The sequence below is a fragment of the Pseudomonas sp. CCC3.1 genome (assembly GCF_034347405.1).
Lineage (GTDB): Bacteria > Pseudomonadota > Gammaproteobacteria > Pseudomonadales > Pseudomonadaceae > Aquipseudomonas.
Map to the genome: position 1 here is coordinate 1,522,847 of NZ_CP133778.1, position 15,353 is coordinate 1,538,199.

Below are 15,353 nucleotides of genomic sequence, written 5' to 3' on the forward strand. Positions count from 1 at the left end.
AAAAAACAGTGGTTTGGCGGATTGGCAACCTGAGGAGTAAGCACTAGAGTATGCGCGCGCAAAACAGGCTTGAGCCGTTCGCACATCGCTGTCGCGTTTATTACGAGGACACCGATGCGGGTGGCGTCGTGTATTACGTAAATTATCTAAAGTTTATGGAGCGGGCTCGAACCGAAAGGCTGCGGGAGCTGGGCTTTGCCCAATCCGAGCTTGCGGGTGAGAACCTGTTATTTGTCGTGCATTCCAGCGAGGCGCGCTACCACGCACCGGCGCGACTGGACGACGAACTGTTGATAAGCGCACAAGTGATAGAACTCAACCGTGCCAGCCTGCGTTTCAAGCAGCAGGTCTGGCGGGCTGCGGATGCAACATTGCTGTGCGAAGGGCAATTTTTGGTGGCCTGTGTGCGCGCCGATAGTTTTAAACCCCGGGCCATTCCCGAAGCTTTACGTACGGCCTTTGCCGACGTGAGCGGCGCGGGTAAACATTTAGAGCAGGAGATAAAGCGTGGAAGCTAACGTCGTCGACCATTCCTCCATGTGGAGCTTGGTCAGCAATGCCAGCATTGTTGTGCAGTTGGTAATGTTGATCCTGCTGGCCGCATCGGTTACCTCGTGGGTCATGATTTTTCAGCGCAGCACTATGCTGCGCGCCGGTCGACGTGCCCTGGATAGCTTTGAGGAGCGTTTCTGGTCGGGTATCGACTTGTCGAAGCTGTACCGTCAGGCCGGCAGCAACCCGGATCCGGATTCCGGTGTTGAGCAAATTTTCCGTGCTGGTTTCAAAGAGTTCTCGCGCCTGCGTCAGCAGCCGGGCGTTGACCCTGAAGCGGTCATGGAAGGCGTTGCACGTGCCATGCGCGTAGCGATTTCTCGTGAAGAGGAAAAACTTGAGCAAAGCCTCCCATTCTTGGCAACCGTCGGTTCTGTCAGCCCGTACATCGGTCTGTTCGGTACGGTATGGGGCATCATGAACTCTTTCCGCGGTCTGGCGACTGCGCAACAAGCCACTCTGGCGACTGTTGCGCCAGGTATTGCCGAAGCCTTGGTTGCAACGGCGATTGGTCTGTTTGCGGCGATTCCAGCGGTAATTGCCTACAACCGTTTTGCTGCGCGTAGCGAAACCCTGATCAGCCGCTACTACACCTTCGCCGACGAGTTCCAGGCGATCCTGCACCGTAAAGTGCACACCAGCGAAGAATAAGCAGGTATTTCCAATGGCTTTAATCGCTCGAGCTCGCAAGAAGCGCAAGCCGGTTGCCGAGATGAACGTGGTGCCATACATCGACGTGATGCTGGTGCTGCTGGTCATTTTCATGGTGACTGCACCGATGCTCAATCAGGGTGTGAAGGTTGATTTGCCCAAAGTCTCCAGCGAGGCTTTGCCGCAAGACAACAACACTCAGGTTTTGACTATTTCGATCAAGGCTGACAAGACCTATTTCTGGAACCTTGGCAGTGAAGTCGACACCGAAAAGCAGATGGACAAGGCAATGACCCTGCCTCAGATGACTGACGCCGTGACTAAAATCATTCGCGCAGGCAATGAGGGTGGCAAGCACACCCAAGTCTTTATTCGCGGCGATAAAACCGTGGATTACGGCGCGGTAATGGGTGCGATGGGTGGCCTGCAGAAAGCCGGGGTCGGTAACGTTGGCTTGATTACCGAGGCTCCCTGATGCGCGAACAGCGGGAGCCGTCCGCCTCTGAAAATTATTTTTGGCCTACAGTTTGGGCGGTAGGGCTGCACATCCTGATTTTTGGCATGCTGTTCGCCAGCTTTGCCATGACTCCCGAGCTGCCGCCTTCAAAACCGATTGTTCAAGCTACTTTGTATCAACTGAAGTCTAAAAGTCAGGCGACAACCCAGACCAATCAAAAGATTGCGGGTGAGGCAAAGAAATCTGCCGCACGTCAGACCGAAGTCGAACAGATGGAACAAAAGAAGGTTGAGCAGGAAGCTGTAAAAGCTGCGGAACAAAAGAAAGAAGAGGCTGCCGAAAAGGCAGCGCAGGCCAAGAAAGCTGACGAAGCCAAGGCGAGCGAAGCTAAAAAGGCAGATGAGGCGAAGAAGGCTGATGAAGCCAAGAAAGCCGACGATGCCAAAAAGGCCACGGAAGCTAAAAAGGCCGAAGAGAAAAAGCTGGCTGACATAGCCAAGAAAAAATCTGAGGAAGAGGCCAAGAAAGCCGCTGAAGAAGAGGCGAAGAAAAAGGCCGCCGAAGAAGCCAAGAAGAAGATTGTTGAAGATGCGAAAAAGAAAGCTGCTGAAGATGCCAAGAAACAGGCCGTAGCTGACGAGGCGAAGAAGAAAACCGCCGAGGATGCGAAGAAAAAAGCGGCTGCCGATGCTGCCAAGAAAAAGGCAGTAGAAGCAGCGCGTAAATCGACTGAAGAGAAAAAGGCTCAGGCCTTGGCAGATTTGCTTTCTGATACGCCACAACGGCAACAAGCCTTGGCAGATGAAAGGGGTGATGAGGTCGCCGGCAGTTTTGATGACCTGATTCGTGCCCGGGCAGCAGAAGGATGGGCTCGTCCGCCTTCCGCTCGCAAGAACATGACAGTGGTGCTGCAAATCGGCATGTTGCCAGATGGTACGGTAACGTCGGTGACGGTAGCCAAGTCCAGTGGTGATGGGCCGTTTGATAGCTCGGCTGTGGCAGCGGTCAAGAACATTGGCCGTTTAACGGAAATGCAGGGCATGAAGCCTAGCGATTTTAATCCTTATCGATCGTTCAAGATGACATTCACACCTGAGGATCTAGCCTTGTGATTAACTTTTTTCGAGGACTGCTAGTTGTCGTTTGCTGCTTGGCAGGGATGGCAGTGGCAGATGAAAAGAACATTCTGGTCACCAGCGGTAGCGACCGGGCAACGCCCATTGCCGTAGTACCGTTCGGCTGGCAGGGCGGCACCGTCCTGCCTGACGATATGGCTGAAATCATTGGTAACGACCTGCGTAACTCAGGTTATTACGCGCCGATTCCAAAGCAGAACATGATCAGCCAGCCTACCCAGGCCAGCGAAGTCATTTTCCGTGACTGGAAAGCCTTGGGCGCTCAGTACGTCATGGTGGGTAATATCGTGCCGGCGGGTGGTCGCCTGCAGGTGCAATATGCCTTGTTCAACGTTGCCACCGAGCAACCAGTGCTGACCGGCAGCGTGTCGGGCACCGCTGAGCAATTGCGGGACATGGCGCACTACATCTCTGACCAGTCGTTTGAAAAGCTGACCGGTATTAAAGGTGCATTCTCGACTCGTCTGCTTTATGTGACGGCGGAACGTGCCAGCGCAACCAATACCCGCTACACCTTGCAGCGTTCGGACTATGATGGCGCCCGTGCAGTTACCTTGTTGCAGTCGCGTGAGCCGATCCTGTCGCCGCGCTTTGCTCCAGATGGCAAGCGCATTGCTTATGTATCGTTCGAGCAAAAACGTCCGCGCATCTTTGTTCAGAACATTGATACCGGCCGTCGTGAGCAGATCACCAACTTTGAAGGCCTTAACGGCGCACCAGCCTGGTCGCCAGATGGTTCCAGGCTGGCATTCGTATTGTCGAAAGATGGTAACGCCGAAATCTACGTGATGGATTTGGCTTCGCGTGGTCTGACCCGCGTGACCAATAACCCGGCAATCGATACCGAACCGTTCTGGGGTAAAGATGGCAACACCATCTATTTCACCTCTGACCGTGGCGGCAAACCACAGATTTACAAAACCACAGTCGGTGGCGGTAACGCCGAACGCGTGACATTTATCGGGAACTACAACGCCAGTCCGAAGCTTTCGGCTGACGAAAAGACCCTGGTAATGATTCATCGTCAGGATGGTTTCACCAATTTCCGGGTTGCAGCGCAAGATTTGCAACGCGGAACCGTGAAAATACTCACAGATACCAACCTAGATGAGTCAGCTACTGTTGCGCCCAACGGCACCATGGTAATCTACGCCACCCGCCAGCAGGGCCGGGGAGTCTTGATGCTCGTGTCTATCAATGGACGCGTAAGGCTCCCTCTTCCTACCGCTCAAGGCGAAGTCAGAGAACCTTCCTGGTCCCCTTACCTGAACTGACGTGGTGATAGCTTTACGTTGCACATAACACTTGGGGTTCATTAGGAGTTTTACGATGGAAATGCTGAAGTTTGGTAAATTCGCTGCGCTGGCCCTGGCCATGGCTGTAGCTGTAGGTTGCTCGTCTAAAGGCGGCGACAATGCCGGTGAAGGCGCGGCTGTTGATCCAAACGCTGGTTACGGCGCAAACACTGGCGCTGTTGATGGTTCCCTGAGCGAAGAAGCTGCTCTGCGCGCTATCACTGTTTTCTACTTCGAATACGATTCTTCGGACCTGAAACCAGAAGCAATGCGCGCTCTGGACGTTCACGCTAAAGACCTGAAAGCTAACGGCGCTCGCGTTGTTCTGGAAGGTAACACTGACGCCCGTGGTACTCGTGAGTACAACATGGCACTGGGCGAGCGTCGTGCGAAAGCCGTTCAGCGCTACCTGGTACTGCAAGGTGTTTCTCCAGCACAACTGGAGCTGGTGTCCTACGGTAAAGAGCGTCCAATCGCTACTGGCAACGACGAACAGTCGTGGGCTCAAAACCGTCGCGTCGAACTGCGTAAGTAATTCGTCATGCGAACGTGCCGCCGTGCTGTAACTATTCTGGCTCTCAGCCTCATGCCGCTCGCGGTATGGGCTGCGGTTCCTGTGGTCGATGACAACTCTGGCTATAACAATAGCGGGGGGAGTTATCCGTCACCGGGTTATGGTGCGAGCGGCGCCTATGCCGGGGGAGGGGTTTCGGCCCCTGTCTCGGCACAGGGCGAGCTGTTCAACCAACTGCAACAAATGCAGGACCAGATTGCGCGCCAACAGGGCGTGATCGAAGTTTTGCAAAATGATATTTCACGCATGAAACAAGAAAGCCTGGAGCGATACCAGGAACTTGATCGGCGTATTGGTGCTGGCATTGCTCCTGCTGCCGCTCCTGACAATTCTGCTGCGGGTGGTGCTCCTGCCGCCGGCAATACAGCAGCGCCTGCACCTCAGGCTGCTGCCAGTTCGGAACCGGGTGATCCGGCGAAAGAAAAGCTCTATTACGATGCTGCTTTCGACCTGATCAAGGCCAAGGATTTCGACAAGGCCAGTCAGGCGTTTACCGCCTTTCTGCGCAAATACCCAAACAGCCAATATGCGGGCAATGCTCAATACTGGCTGGGTGAGGTGAATCTGGCCAAAGGCGATCTGCAAGCTGCAGGTCAGGCCTTTGCCAAAGTGAGTCAGCTGTATCCCAAGCACGCCAAAGTGCCGGATTCGCTGTACAAGCTGGCTGATGTAGAACGTCGTCTGGGTCACACCGACAAGGTTAAAGGCATTCTGCAGCAAGTCGTTGCTCAGTATCCTGGAACGTCGGCGGCACAGTTGGCACAGCGCGATTTACAGCGCATGTAAGCCATACGATGCTTTCATCGAGAAACCCGCGCTTGTCGCGGGTTTTTTCGTTAGAATCCACGCCCTTTTATGAAATACGCTCTTCTGAGTCCTGCGTAGGCAGATTCTTTGGAGTGCCTGACGGAGGCGGACAGCCTGTTTAGCTGTTACGCCCGTGGCGGATATGCAAGACACATTGAGAATTACCGAAGTTTTTTACTCTTTACAGGGTGAAACGCGAACGGCTGGCCTGCCCACCGTTTTTGTACGCCTGACCGGCTGCCCTTTGCGCTGCCAGTATTGCGACAGCGCCTACGCCTTTAGTGGCGGCACCGTACGCCCGCTCGACAGCATTCTTGAGCAAGTGGCTGATTTTCGCCCACGTTACGTGTGCGTGACCGGTGGCGAGCCGCTGGCGCAGCCCAATGCTATTCCATTGCTCAAACAGCTTTGCGACGCAGGTTACGAAGTGTCGATCGAGACCAGTGGTGCGCTGGATATTTCAGCGGTCGATCCACGAGTCAGTCGTGTGCTCGACCTGAAAACGCCAGGCTCCAAAGAGTCCCATCGTAATCTCTACGAAAACATTGCTTTGCTGACCACAAATGACCAAGTGAAATTTGTGATCTGCTCGCGTGAAGACTACGACTGGGCTGTGTCCAAGTTGATTGAGTACGGTTTGGAGCGTCGCGCGGGCGAAGTCTTGTTTTCGCCGAGCCACCACGACCTGCCGGCCCGTGATCTTGCTGACTGGATCGTGGCTGACAATCTGCCTGTGCGCTTGCAGATGCAGTTGCATAAATATCTTTGGAATGACGAGCCAGGGCGCTGAAATGACTGAACACAGTGTTGTCACTGAAAAGAGAGCCGTCATCCTGCTGTCTGGCGGCCTTGACTCAGCCACAGTCGTGGCCATGGCCCGAGCTGAAGGCTACAGCTGCTACACCATGAGCTTTGATTACGGCCAGCGTCATCGTGCTGAGCTCGACGCCGCTGCGCGGGTAGCGCGTGACTTGGGTGCTATTGAACACAAAGTCATAGGCTTGAACCTGGACGGTATGGGTGGCTCAGCGCTGACCGACAGCTCGATCGACGTACCTGAGGCGCCGAGTGAAGGCATTCCGGTGACTTACGTACCTGCACGCAACACAGTATTCCTGTCGTTGGCATTGGGCTGGGCAGAAGTGCTGCAAGCGCGAGACATCTTCATCGGCGTCAATGCAGTGGATTACTCGGGTTATCCAGACTGCCGCCCTGAGTTCGTAAAGGCGTTCGAAGTCATGGCCAACCTGGCGACCAAAGCCGGTGTAGAGGGGCAGGGGTTCCGCATCAAAGCGCCGTTGCAAAACATGAGTAAGGCGCAAATCGTCCAGGCCGGGGTGAAGTTCGGTGTGGATTATTCGCTGACCGTATCCTGCTATCAGGCCGACGCTCAAGGCCGTGCATGTGGCAAGTGTGACAGCTGCCGCCTGCGTGCAGAAGGCTTTCAAGCCGCCGGCATTTCGGACCCAACACGTTACTTTTGATTTATTTCAGATTTATTTTTAACAAGGTGTTGAATTCTCGTTAAAAATCAGTATTATACGCACCACAACGAAGCGGGTCGTTAGCTCAGTTGGTAGAGCAGTTGGCTTTTAACCAATTGGTCGTAGGTTCGAATCCCACACGACCCACCATATGCAACACCAAAACAGCCGGTCAAATCCTCAGGGTTTACCGGCTTTTTTGTGCCTGCGATTCGGTGAGAAGCGCCTTAACATCGGTAAAACCTAATCCTATCCTCGTAGACATGCAGCCGTCTTAAAGCGAACAGTAGTTTCGAGCAGGGGTGATTTCAATCTGCAGCAGCCCACTGACAGTGTCATTTGCTCAAAATACGAAGTGTCTGTCGGACGTAGTTCCTTCCTTGGTGGGAATATTCGTGTATCAATAATTGTTGCGGCCCGCATCCTGTTGCAGGCCCAAGTAGTCTTCTGCGTGCAAGCAGGTCAGCTCGCGCTGCTGTCCTGCTTCAAGGTATTGCGCGTGGAACTGCTGCAGATTTTCAGGATAGCGATACGGCTGCTCCAACATTTCGCACCAGTAGCGTCGGCATTCAAAAAGCCGGGAAGTACCGCGAAGCCTTCCTGATTGAGTTGCGTCGTGCTGCTCTGCCAATCGAGGCTTCCGATGGCTTTGGCGAATCTGTTCATGACGTGCTCAGCAAGTGGTTTCGCGCTTCAGAAGTTCGCGCTTACGCTCTACACCCCAGCGATAACCCGAGATGTCGCCATTGCGGCGGACAACGCGGTGGCAGGGAATGGCCACGGCAATGTGGTTGGCGCCGCAGGCCTGAGCGACCGCACGGACGGATTTTGGCGAGCCAATCCGTTCTGCGATGTCGGTGTAGCTGGCTGTGGTCCCAGGCGGAATGTCTCGAAGAGCTTGCCAAACACGCTCTTGGAAGGCTGTACCTCTGATATCCAATGGCAGGTTCAAACCCAGTGATGGTGCCTCGATGAATCCCACCACCTGAGCGACCAGTTGCTCAAACGCGTGATCGCACCCGATCAAATTAGCCTTGGGAAACTGGTCTTGGAGGTCAGTCACCAGGTCTTCGGGATCTTCGCCCAATAGGATTGCGCAGATGCCTTTATGGCTTTGAGCCACGAGAATGGCCCCTAAAGAACATTCGCCAACGGCAAAGCGGATGGTTGCTCCAATACCGCCATTTCGATACTCCTTCACGCGCATGCCCAGCAGTTGCTCTGAGGCCTCGTAGAACCGGCTATTGGAGTTGAAGCCGGCGCCGTAGATTGCATCGGTCACCGAGGTATCCTCGTGTCCCAGCTCTTCACGTAGCTTGCGCGCGCGTGACGCCGAGGCGTAGGCCTTCGGTGTCAGGCCAGTCTCTGCTTTGAACACCCGGTGAAAGTGGAATGTACTCATTCCGAGCTGTGCGGCCAGATCATCCAGGGTCTGAGATGTTTCTGAGCAGTCGATAAGGCGACACGCTTTTGCTACACGCTCAGTCCGTTGTTCGTTTGCGCGTGTCTGATCGGCAGAGGCACGGCGGCTTGGCCGATAGCCAACTGCTTCTGCCAACTCAGCGCTGGCAAAAAAGGTCACGTTCTCTCTCTTGGGGAGCCTGGCGGATGAGCTGGGTCGACAGTAGATACCCGTTGTGCGTACGGCGTAGACGAAGTGACCGTCTGCAGCTACATCTCTGTCCTGGACGGCCTTCCATCGCTGCTCGTCGGTGTCGTAGGGTGCGCTCGACCGCGGAGGACGGTTCATGGCGATATCTCGCAAAAATCGAAGTGATGGCCAGTTTACGAAGAACTCCACTCGAAAGAACTCCGGTTCTTGCGATTGAAATCGGCCTTGGTCAGCGAGTCGGTACCCGCCACAGATACCAGGCTGCGACCGTGAAGGTGTGATGCTCAAACGCACCTCCATTTTCGGCAGCAAGAATCGGAGTGCGAGCACATTTCGAACACCCTTACGATGAGATTCCAAACTGAGAGGAGTCCACCATGGCTTCTGTGTAGCTAACCATTCCAACAACTTTTTGGATTGCCTGGCATCGGCTATGCAATTCTCGAGTCATTTTTTAGTTAACGAACAGCGCCGAAGGTACCCATGAAATTATCCGATTATGTTCGACTACTTTCTCTGGCAGCGATCTGGGGCGCCAGTTTCCTCTTCATGCGCATCTCGGCTCCTGTTTTGGGCGCATTGCCGACTGCATTTTTTCGCGTTTTGTTGGGCGCTATTGGCTTGGCCGTCATCATTGCCATTTTAAAAACCAAAATCGACTTCAAAGGTAAGCTACAGCAGATCATCGTGCTGGGCGTTATCAATTCTGGCATCCCATTTTTGATGTATAGCGCGGCGGCACTGCTGTTACCTGCCGGTTATTCAGCCATTTTCAATGCGACTACACCGATGATGGGCGTCTTGATCGGTTGGATGTGTTTCAGCGATCCGTTGACACTGAAAAAAGGTATCGGCGTGTTGGTCGGGCTTATGGGCATTACGCTGCTGACCAGCACCGGCCCCGTCACACTTTCAATGAACGTGGTCATGGGCGCGTTGGCGTGTTTAGTCGCCACCAGTTGCTATGGTGCAGCAGGATTTCTGACTAAACGATGGATAGCTGACAAGGGTGGGCTGGACGCGAAACTCGTAGCGTTTGGCAGTCAGATTGGCGCGACGCTGTTTCTCGCACCGTTTTTCGGAATCTCAACCGCAATAAACCAACCCGCGAGCTGGGGTAACCCAGAGGTTTGGATAGCACTCGTTGCGTTGGGTTTCATCTGCACCGCGTGTGCGTACATTCTGTACTTCCGCTTGATCGCGGATATAGGGCCAGTGCGTTCGCTGACCGTGACCTTCCTTATCCCTCCCTTCGGTGTGTTGTGGGGTGTGATGTTCCTTGGTGAACGTCTTTCGGTCGCACATTTGTACGGCGGCGGGCTTATCTGTTTGGCTGTGTGGTTCGTGCTCAGCAAGAGCAAGCCGAAGCAAGAGCCATCACCCGCTTCGGATTGATCCAATCACTTAACTGCCTTCAACGATTTCTCATCTGATTGGCGGGTGGCCACTAAGTGCCATGTCTTAGGTGTGTGGAGTCTGGTAGATGGCTTGGCCGGACGGATACGTAACACCAGGCTCCAATCTGGTTTGAAAGCGCCTCCTGGTGGAGGCGGCCTAAAGGTCACAGACTCCGAGCCATCCCTGAGGCCAGCACCAGCCGTTCAAGTCCGATGCCGAACCCGGCGCCTTCTCGATAGGCTCCGCCGCCGACAACTTGTTGTTGTGCGCCCAGTGAGGGGCAACGCACCTCGAAGCCATTCCCCTCAAGGTAATAACTTAGTCCACGCTTCACTGCGAGACTGAGTTCATATTCCAGTCCCAGCGAATCAAGAAAGCCAGTGCAAATTGCTTGGCTACGCTCCAATGCTTGTGTGGGTGAAGGACTAAGAATTTCGAGCCCCAGTTGCGTGAATTCGCGATAACGACCGGCTTGGGGCCGTTCATACCGGTAACACCGCGCTACATAGAAAAACATCGCTTCTTGTCGTGACCCGAGAAGCACATCGTTGCGCTCCTGAAAGAGTGCGGTTGCTTCCGGGATGAGGCAACAGGGACGTCCGGCCTTGTCATTGAAGGCCCACATTTGCCCGATAATTTCACTCCCGCCGGCTTTCTCAATAAAAGTGTCCTGGCCCCATAGCGCAGGAACTATGGCCTCTTCAGCCCCGGCATCGATGAAGATAGCTCCGGAAACGGCCCTCTATCTCACGCATGATTGCAGCTTCTTTTCCCGTCACGATCCGCGTTCCGCGAAGCATAGTCATTTTCATAATCTCCAATTTTCAGGCAATAAAAAAGGCGCCATTGGCGCCTTGGTTTGGTTCACTGAGTGCTCAGAATCGATGTTTCTGACTCTGATTAATCGATGAGCGTACGCAACCGCGGCACCTTGAGTGAGGTCCGTGATGATGATGGCGATTGCTTGTAATAAATTGAGTCATAGCGAATCCTTGCACAAAAGCGGGAGCGTCTACAAGCCGCAATATTTTATTACAAGCCGGAAAAGCGTTTCACCGAAGCCGTTTCACACCGCCAGCGCCATGAGCCGTTTGTCATCAAGATGCGAAGAAGAGTGACAGTCGAACTGCTCGCGCAGGCGGATGATGAAACTATCGGGAAAGCCGTAACAACGCGGGCTTCATCGCGTGCTCAAGTCTCGGCAAAGTACGAAGTAACAGCGGCGTGGATGTCTGCCATGCCGCTGAGGCAAGTGCAGAGGCTTTACTCAAGAACGGTTGGGTCGCGCCGGATTTCCTCGCGAGCCATGGCTTCCCACAGGAATGGAAACCCATTGGCATCGGTGCGTTCTCCGGTGGCCCGCGCGACGCTGGCGGGCAGAGGTGAGCCGCCGCCGAGCGTTTCTACATGCCAGGCCAGACGGCTGCGCCACTCCAGGGTGATTGCGCGCAAGTGCGCTTGGCGAATGCCGTTGGCCACGACCAGCACACCGTGGTTGGCGAGCAGCGCCCATTTTTGCGTGCCAAGGGCATCCACGACGGCGCGGCCTCGTTCCGCATCTTCAACCGTGCCCTGATACTCGTCATAGAGCACCGGGTCAGTGTCAACCAAGGCAGACGTCTGGTCATAGATCGGCGGAGTACGCCCAGCGACCGACCACACGGATCCCCACTGTGGATGGTTGTGGATCACCACGCCGACATCATGCCGGGCGCTGTGTACATCAATGTGCAGGTTGATAGCTGGCGTGATATTCCACTCGCCCTCGATCACCTTGCCTTGCGGATCGAGGCGCACGATGTCCGAGGCGGTTACTTCACCCCAGGTGAGCTCCCAGGGGTTGGCCAGGTAAGTGCCGTCGTCCTGGCGCACGGTTATGTGGCCAGCGATGTGGTCGTTATAACCCTCGCGATACAAAACCCGGCACAGCAATGCCACGGTCTGGTGCGGCGTCAATTCGGGCAACAGCGCATATCGACCTGGCTTGGGCGCGTAGCGAGCCAGCAATTCCTTGTTAAGCGAGTCCTTCAACATGGTTCTTTCCTCTGGAGCGACGGTCACAAGCTGTGTTTGACCCAACAATGGTTCATCCGTGGAAAGGCCCGCAGGCGAAAACCGAGGTGCGTTGCATGCGCCTTTGGTGCGGTTGATAGTCCAGGATGGCGTTGTGGAGCACGCTGCGGTTGTCCCAGAGAACCATGTCGCCGACGCGCCAGCGATGGCGGAAACCGAATTGGACGTGTTGGCAATGGGCATGCAGGTAGGCAAGGATCGCATCGCTTTCCGGGCTGGCCAGGCCGTCGATATGGGTGGTGTAGGTCGGACTCAGATACAGCGCCTTTCGGCCTGTCGTCGGATGCTGAATGACCAGCGGATGCAGGTGCCGCCGGTTTGCTTTGATGACCTCGACATAGCGCTCGTGCGTGACGACGTTTTGGCGCAGCGCGGCCGTCATTGGCCCGTTCATGTCGTGCCAGGCACTGAGGCCTTCGAGGTAGTGCTTCATGCGTTCGGACAGCGCGTCGTAGGCCGTGGTCATGCTGATCCAGCAGGTGTCGCCGCCACACGGCGGCAGGATCTGGGCGTGAGTCATCGTGACAATCGGTGGGGAGGGCAGAAAAGTCTCGTCGTGGTGCCACATATCCGCTCGATCTCCCAGCTTGGAGTCGATCACGGTGATCTGTTCAAAGCCATCGCCCAGGTTGGGGTAGAAGGTGTGGACTTCTGGTTCACCGAAATACCGTGCAATCGCCAAATGTTGCTCGGGTCTCAGTTCTGGGGCGTGCAGTACGATGGCTTCATGTTTGAACAGTGCCGCCTCAAGTGCAGCCAGCGTTTCTGGCAACACCAATGAAGTCGAATCCAGGCCAAGTACTTCGGCACCCAGGCTTGGGCCAAGCTGCCGGACGGTGAAATATGAAGGCATGCACAATCTCCCGGTAGGGTTGGAACATCCGGTCTCAGGGGCGCATTGCTGCGCGTTTAGACGTTGTCTGATTGACGAAAATGATCATACTCACGTCGCGACGGTTGATATATTCGCATTCGGAAAGCGACATAAATGTCGATTAAGGCTTTGATTTAATTGAATAAAATAAATATAAGGTCGCGGCAATAGAGGGAGCCCTCGGATTTCCATGAATAAGAAAGGTGATGAAACGACGATGGCCCCAAGGCCTTCGCCGGCGCAGTTGCCCGCGTTACGCAAACGACCATCCCAGTCACGCTCTCGCGCACTGGTCGATGCCGTGGAACAGGCGTGTCTGCGGATTCTGGATGAGGCAGGTGAGCAAGCGCTGACCGTCGCGCGGATCGCGGAAATATCAGGCGTCGCAGTCGGCTCGATCTACCAATATTTTCCCAATAAGGACGCGATCATTGCCTTGCTGTACGAGCGTGTTCTCGACGAGGAGTCCGAGGAGCTGCTGAAGGTGCGCGAAAGGTTGGTTGGCGTGCCATTGGCATTGGCACTGCGCGATATTCTGGCCAACATTATTCGCGTCGAAACACGCCTGTTCAAATTGAACAAGGCCTTTCACTTGCGTTACCACTCTGCCTTGCACCTGGGAAAGTGGCGCGGCTCTTACCACACGACGAGTGACTTCATCGAAGCGACCTGGCTGCCGCTCCTGCGTCTGTATGACCATGAGATCACCACGGAGCACCCCGATTTGGCGGCTTATTTGCTCGGCCAGGGGTTGCGCAGTGTCATCAGGTCGGTGCTGGAGGATGTTCCGGCGCAACTGGAACACCCGGGCTTGCTCGACAGCCTGGTCGCCATGGCTATCGGCTGCCTGCGTCCATGCGCATTTGACTGAGTCGGTCGCCATATCCGGCTCAATCTAATCTCGCGCTCAGGCTGTCTTCGATCCAATGGACTGCGGCGCATAATGATGCTGATAAGGAATGGATCGAGTTTCTTATTTATCGCTTTTTCTGACGTCGCAGAATGCTGAACATGACGGCTCCAATAAGCATAAAAAAAGGACCGTTCATGACCGCACTCGCCGCCACCGACACTGCCGCCCAGGTGGTCAGGTCCAAGTATCGTTGGGTTGTTCTGTCTGTCATCGTCGTTGTTTACATGCTGGCCGCTGCCGATCGTGCCAACATCGGTATCGCTTTGCCCTACATCCAGAAAGAGTTCGGCGCAACCAATGCCCAGGCGGGCTTGCTGGTCAGCGCTTTTTTTCTGTTCTATTCCTTGGGGCAAATTCCAGCAGGTTTTCTGCTCAGCCGGGTGGGCGTACGTCTGGTTGCGCCCATCTCCATCGGTTTGACATCCATCGTCACATTGCTCATTGGAACCGCGAATAGCTTCGGGCTTCTGAAAATCTATCGCTCCGCACTCGGCGTTGCAGAGGCTGCTCTTCCGTTATCGATGCTCAGTACGATCAATCGCTGGTTTCCGGCACGAGAAAAAGGCCTGGCGACGGGCGCTTTTCTGTCGGCGGCCAAGATGGGCGCTGTTATCGCTCCACCCATTGGCGCTGCGTTGATCATGCTCGATGGCTGGCGGACGATGTTCTTTGCCTTCGCCATTCCGGGCGTGCTGATGGCACTGATCTGGTGGTGGCTGGTGCCAAACGATCCGCGTGCTGGCCGTCGGGTTAACGACGCCGAGGCGACCTATATCGAAGATCAGCAGAGCACCAAAAAAGACCGCGCCCGCACTCACAAGAGCTTTGGGGCGCTGGACAAAGTGCTGCGCTACAAGCACACGCCTCGATTGGCAACGTCGCGGTCTGTCTTTGCGTCATGGAATATTTGGGGGTGCGGTCTTGGTTATTTGTTGATGACCGGTGTAGTCAATGTGCTGCTCGCCTGGCTGCCAAAGTATCTAGGGGAAGTGAAGCATTTTGAATTGATGCAGATCGGCTTCGTTGCGGCTTTGCCCTTTGCCGGGGGGGTGCTGGGCAACATTGCCGGAGGCTGGCTGTCCGACACCGTTTTGGACCGTCGTCGAAAACCGACGATGATGATCAGCGCTGTGGCGACGTGTCTGATGATGATTGCATTGGTCTATGCACCTAATGATTTGCTCTCCGTCAGCCTGCTGTTGTTCGGAACCGGCTTTCTGTTGAACGTTGGCTACTCATCATTTTCCGTTTACTCCATGGGCCTGACCACGCGTACCACCTATCCGGTGGCGGCGTCTGTGGTCAACAGCGCCGGTCAGGCTGGCGGGGCCATGGCGCCACTGATCACCGGCATGCTCCTGGATAGCTATAGCTGGACTGCGGTCTTTATCTTCCTGGGCGTGTGCTCTCTGGCAGCACTGGTATTTGTGCTTTCAATTACTGAGCCCGCCAACCTCGACGAGTCAATGGCAAGCGCAGAATGAATCTTGCGCACGTTTGAGGATGCAGCCGTCTGGGCTGAGAAGG

General features: G+C 55.0%; 17 protein-coding genes and 1 tRNA gene. 13 read left to right on the top strand and 5 right to left on the bottom strand.

Annotated elements, in window-relative coordinates; translation table 11 throughout:
- Positions 1–50: 50 nt before the first annotated feature.
- From ybgC to RHM56_RS06855, 10 genes are all read left to right on the top strand, one after another.
- On the top strand, positions 51–518 hold the full coding sequence (gene ybgC, locus RHM56_RS06810) for a tol-pal system-associated acyl-CoA thioesterase (protein WP_019410238.1): 468 nt from the start codon (positions 51–53) through the stop codon (positions 516–518).
- Positions 508–1,203, top strand: coding sequence for a protein TolQ (gene tolQ, locus RHM56_RS06815; RefSeq protein ID WP_019410239.1), 696 nt, complete (start codon positions 508–510; stop codon positions 1,201–1,203). Before ybgC ends, tolQ begins: the two co-directional genes overlap by 11 nt.
- Before the next feature lie 22 nt (positions 1,204–1,225).
- Positions 1,226–1,678 carry a protein TolR gene (gene tolR / locus RHM56_RS06820; RefSeq protein ID WP_162207799.1) on the top strand — a complete coding sequence of 151 codons (453 nt, stop codon included), beginning with the start codon at positions 1,226–1,228 and terminating at the stop codon, positions 1,676–1,678.
- Positions 1,678–2,772, top strand: coding sequence for a cell envelope integrity protein TolA (gene tolA / locus RHM56_RS06825; protein ID WP_322239818.1), 1,095 nt, complete (start codon positions 1,678–1,680; stop codon positions 2,770–2,772). The genes tolR and tolA overlap by 1 nt, the downstream gene beginning before the upstream one ends.
- Positions 2,773–2,819: 47 nt before the next feature.
- On the top strand, positions 2,820–4,070 hold the full coding sequence (tolB, locus tag RHM56_RS06830) for a Tol-Pal system beta propeller repeat protein TolB (protein ID WP_322239821.1): 1,251 nt from the start codon (positions 2,820–2,822) through the stop codon (positions 4,068–4,070).
- Between the two features lie 55 nt (positions 4,071–4,125).
- Positions 4,126–4,626 (top strand): peptidoglycan-associated lipoprotein Pal, encoded by a 501-nt coding sequence (pal, locus tag RHM56_RS06835; RefSeq protein WP_003441254.1) that lies wholly within the window; start codon positions 4,126–4,128, stop codon positions 4,624–4,626.
- 6 nt (positions 4,627–4,632) lie between these two features.
- Positions 4,633–5,451, top strand: a complete 819-nt coding sequence (gene ybgF, locus RHM56_RS06840) for a tol-pal system protein YbgF (RefSeq protein WP_322239823.1) — start codon at positions 4,633–4,635, stop codon at positions 5,449–5,451.
- Positions 5,452–5,614: 163 nt separating this feature from the next.
- A complete protein-coding gene (gene queE / locus RHM56_RS06845; protein WP_322239825.1) occupies positions 5,615–6,262 on the top strand; it encodes a 7-carboxy-7-deazaguanine synthase QueE in 648 nt (215 codons plus the stop codon).
- Between the two features lies 1 nt (position 6,263).
- On the top strand, positions 6,264–6,956 hold the full coding sequence (gene queC, locus RHM56_RS06850; protein ID WP_322239827.1) for a 7-cyano-7-deazaguanine synthase QueC: 693 nt from the start codon (positions 6,264–6,266) through the stop codon (positions 6,954–6,956).
- 74 nt (positions 6,957–7,030) lie between these two features.
- A tRNA-Lys gene (locus RHM56_RS06855) sits at positions 7,031–7,106 on the top strand.
- 250 nt (positions 7,107–7,356) lie between these two features.
- Here the strand turns inward: RHM56_RS06855 and RHM56_RS06860 are convergent.
- Positions 7,357–7,587: a hypothetical protein gene (locus tag RHM56_RS06860; RefSeq protein WP_322239829.1), complete on the bottom strand. Its 231-nt coding sequence runs from the start codon at positions 7,585–7,587 to the stop codon at positions 7,357–7,359.
- 42 nt (positions 7,588–7,629) lie between these two features.
- Complete coding sequence (ada, locus tag RHM56_RS06865; RefSeq protein ID WP_322241720.1) at positions 7,630–8,706, bottom strand: bifunctional DNA-binding transcriptional regulator/O6-methylguanine-DNA methyltransferase Ada; 1,077 nt, start codon at positions 8,704–8,706, stop codon at positions 7,630–7,632.
- Positions 8,707–9,051: 345 nt separating this feature from the next.
- Here ada and RHM56_RS06870 point away from each other — a divergent pair, with 345 nt between their 5' ends.
- A complete protein-coding gene (locus tag RHM56_RS06870; protein WP_322239831.1) occupies positions 9,052–9,963 on the top strand; it encodes a DMT family transporter in 912 nt (303 codons plus the stop codon).
- A gap of 166 nt (positions 9,964–10,129) precedes the next feature.
- On the opposite strand, the gene RHM56_RS06875 is transcribed toward RHM56_RS06870, so the two are convergent.
- The 3 genes from RHM56_RS06875 to RHM56_RS06885 form a co-directional block, all read right to left on the bottom strand.
- On the bottom strand, positions 10,130–10,690 hold the full coding sequence (locus RHM56_RS06875) for a hypothetical protein (protein WP_322241722.1): 561 nt from the start codon (positions 10,688–10,690) through the stop codon (positions 10,130–10,132).
- Positions 10,691–11,229: 539 nt separating this feature from the next.
- The gene (locus RHM56_RS06880; RefSeq protein WP_322239833.1) at positions 11,230–12,000 is read right to left on the bottom strand and encodes a class II aldolase/adducin family protein; all 771 of its coding nucleotides are present in this window, start codon (positions 11,998–12,000) and stop codon (positions 11,230–11,232) included.
- A gap of 52 nt (positions 12,001–12,052) precedes the next feature.
- Complete coding sequence (locus tag RHM56_RS06885; RefSeq protein ID WP_322239835.1) at positions 12,053–12,892, bottom strand: TauD/TfdA dioxygenase family protein; 840 nt, start codon at positions 12,890–12,892, stop codon at positions 12,053–12,055.
- A 211-nt stretch (positions 12,893–13,103) separates the two neighbouring features.
- On the opposite strand from RHM56_RS06885, the gene RHM56_RS06890 reads away from it, so the two are divergent.
- Both RHM56_RS06890 and RHM56_RS06895 read left to right on the top strand, forming a co-directional pair.
- A complete protein-coding gene (locus RHM56_RS06890; RefSeq protein ID WP_322239837.1) occupies positions 13,104–13,784 on the top strand; it encodes a TetR/AcrR family transcriptional regulator in 681 nt (226 codons plus the stop codon).
- A 131-nt stretch (positions 13,785–13,915) separates the two neighbouring features.
- Positions 13,916–15,310, top strand: a complete 1,395-nt coding sequence (locus RHM56_RS06895; protein ID WP_322239839.1) for an MFS transporter — start codon at positions 13,916–13,918, stop codon at positions 15,308–15,310.
- The last annotated feature ends 43 nt before the right edge of the window (positions 15,311–15,353 follow it).

What these genes read in the sequence shown, in the direction of transcription:
- queC (WP_322239827.1), top strand. Translation starts at nt 6,264, where the DNA reads ATGACTGAACACAGTGTTGTCACTGAAAAGAGAGCCGTCATCCTGCTG.
- tolA (WP_322239818.1), top strand. Translation starts at nt 1,678, where the DNA reads ATGCGCGAACAGCGGGAGCCGTCCGCCTCTGAAAATTATTTTTGGCCT.
- ybgC (WP_019410238.1), top strand. Translation starts at nt 51, where the DNA reads ATGCGCGCGCAAAACAGGCTTGAGCCGTTCGCACATCGCTGTCGCGTT.
- queE (WP_322239825.1), top strand. Translation starts at nt 5,615, where the DNA reads ATGCAAGACACATTGAGAATTACCGAAGTTTTTTACTCTTTACAGGGT.
- tolB (WP_322239821.1), top strand. Translation starts at nt 2,820, where the DNA reads ATGGCAGTGGCAGATGAAAAGAACATTCTGGTCACCAGCGGTAGCGAC.
- RHM56_RS06870 (WP_322239831.1), top strand. Translation starts at nt 9,052, where the DNA reads ATGAAATTATCCGATTATGTTCGACTACTTTCTCTGGCAGCGATCTGG.
- RHM56_RS06895 (WP_322239839.1), top strand. Translation starts at nt 13,916, where the DNA reads ATGCTGAACATGACGGCTCCAATAAGCATAAAAAAAGGACCGTTCATG.
- ybgF (WP_322239823.1), top strand. Translation starts at nt 4,633, where the DNA reads ATGCGAACGTGCCGCCGTGCTGTAACTATTCTGGCTCTCAGCCTCATG.
- ada (WP_322241720.1), bottom strand. Translation starts at nt 8,706, where the DNA reads ATGAACCGTCCTCCGCGGTCGAGCGCACCCTACGACACCGACGAGCAG.
- RHM56_RS06890 (WP_322239837.1), top strand. Translation starts at nt 13,104, where the DNA reads ATGAATAAGAAAGGTGATGAAACGACGATGGCCCCAAGGCCTTCGCCG.
- pal (WP_003441254.1), top strand. Translation starts at nt 4,126, where the DNA reads ATGGAAATGCTGAAGTTTGGTAAATTCGCTGCGCTGGCCCTGGCCATG.
- RHM56_RS06885 (WP_322239835.1), bottom strand. Translation starts at nt 12,892, where the DNA reads ATGCCTTCATATTTCACCGTCCGGCAGCTTGGCCCAAGCCTGGGTGCC.
- RHM56_RS06880 (WP_322239833.1), bottom strand. Translation starts at nt 12,000, where the DNA reads ATGTTGAAGGACTCGCTTAACAAGGAATTGCTGGCTCGCTACGCGCCC.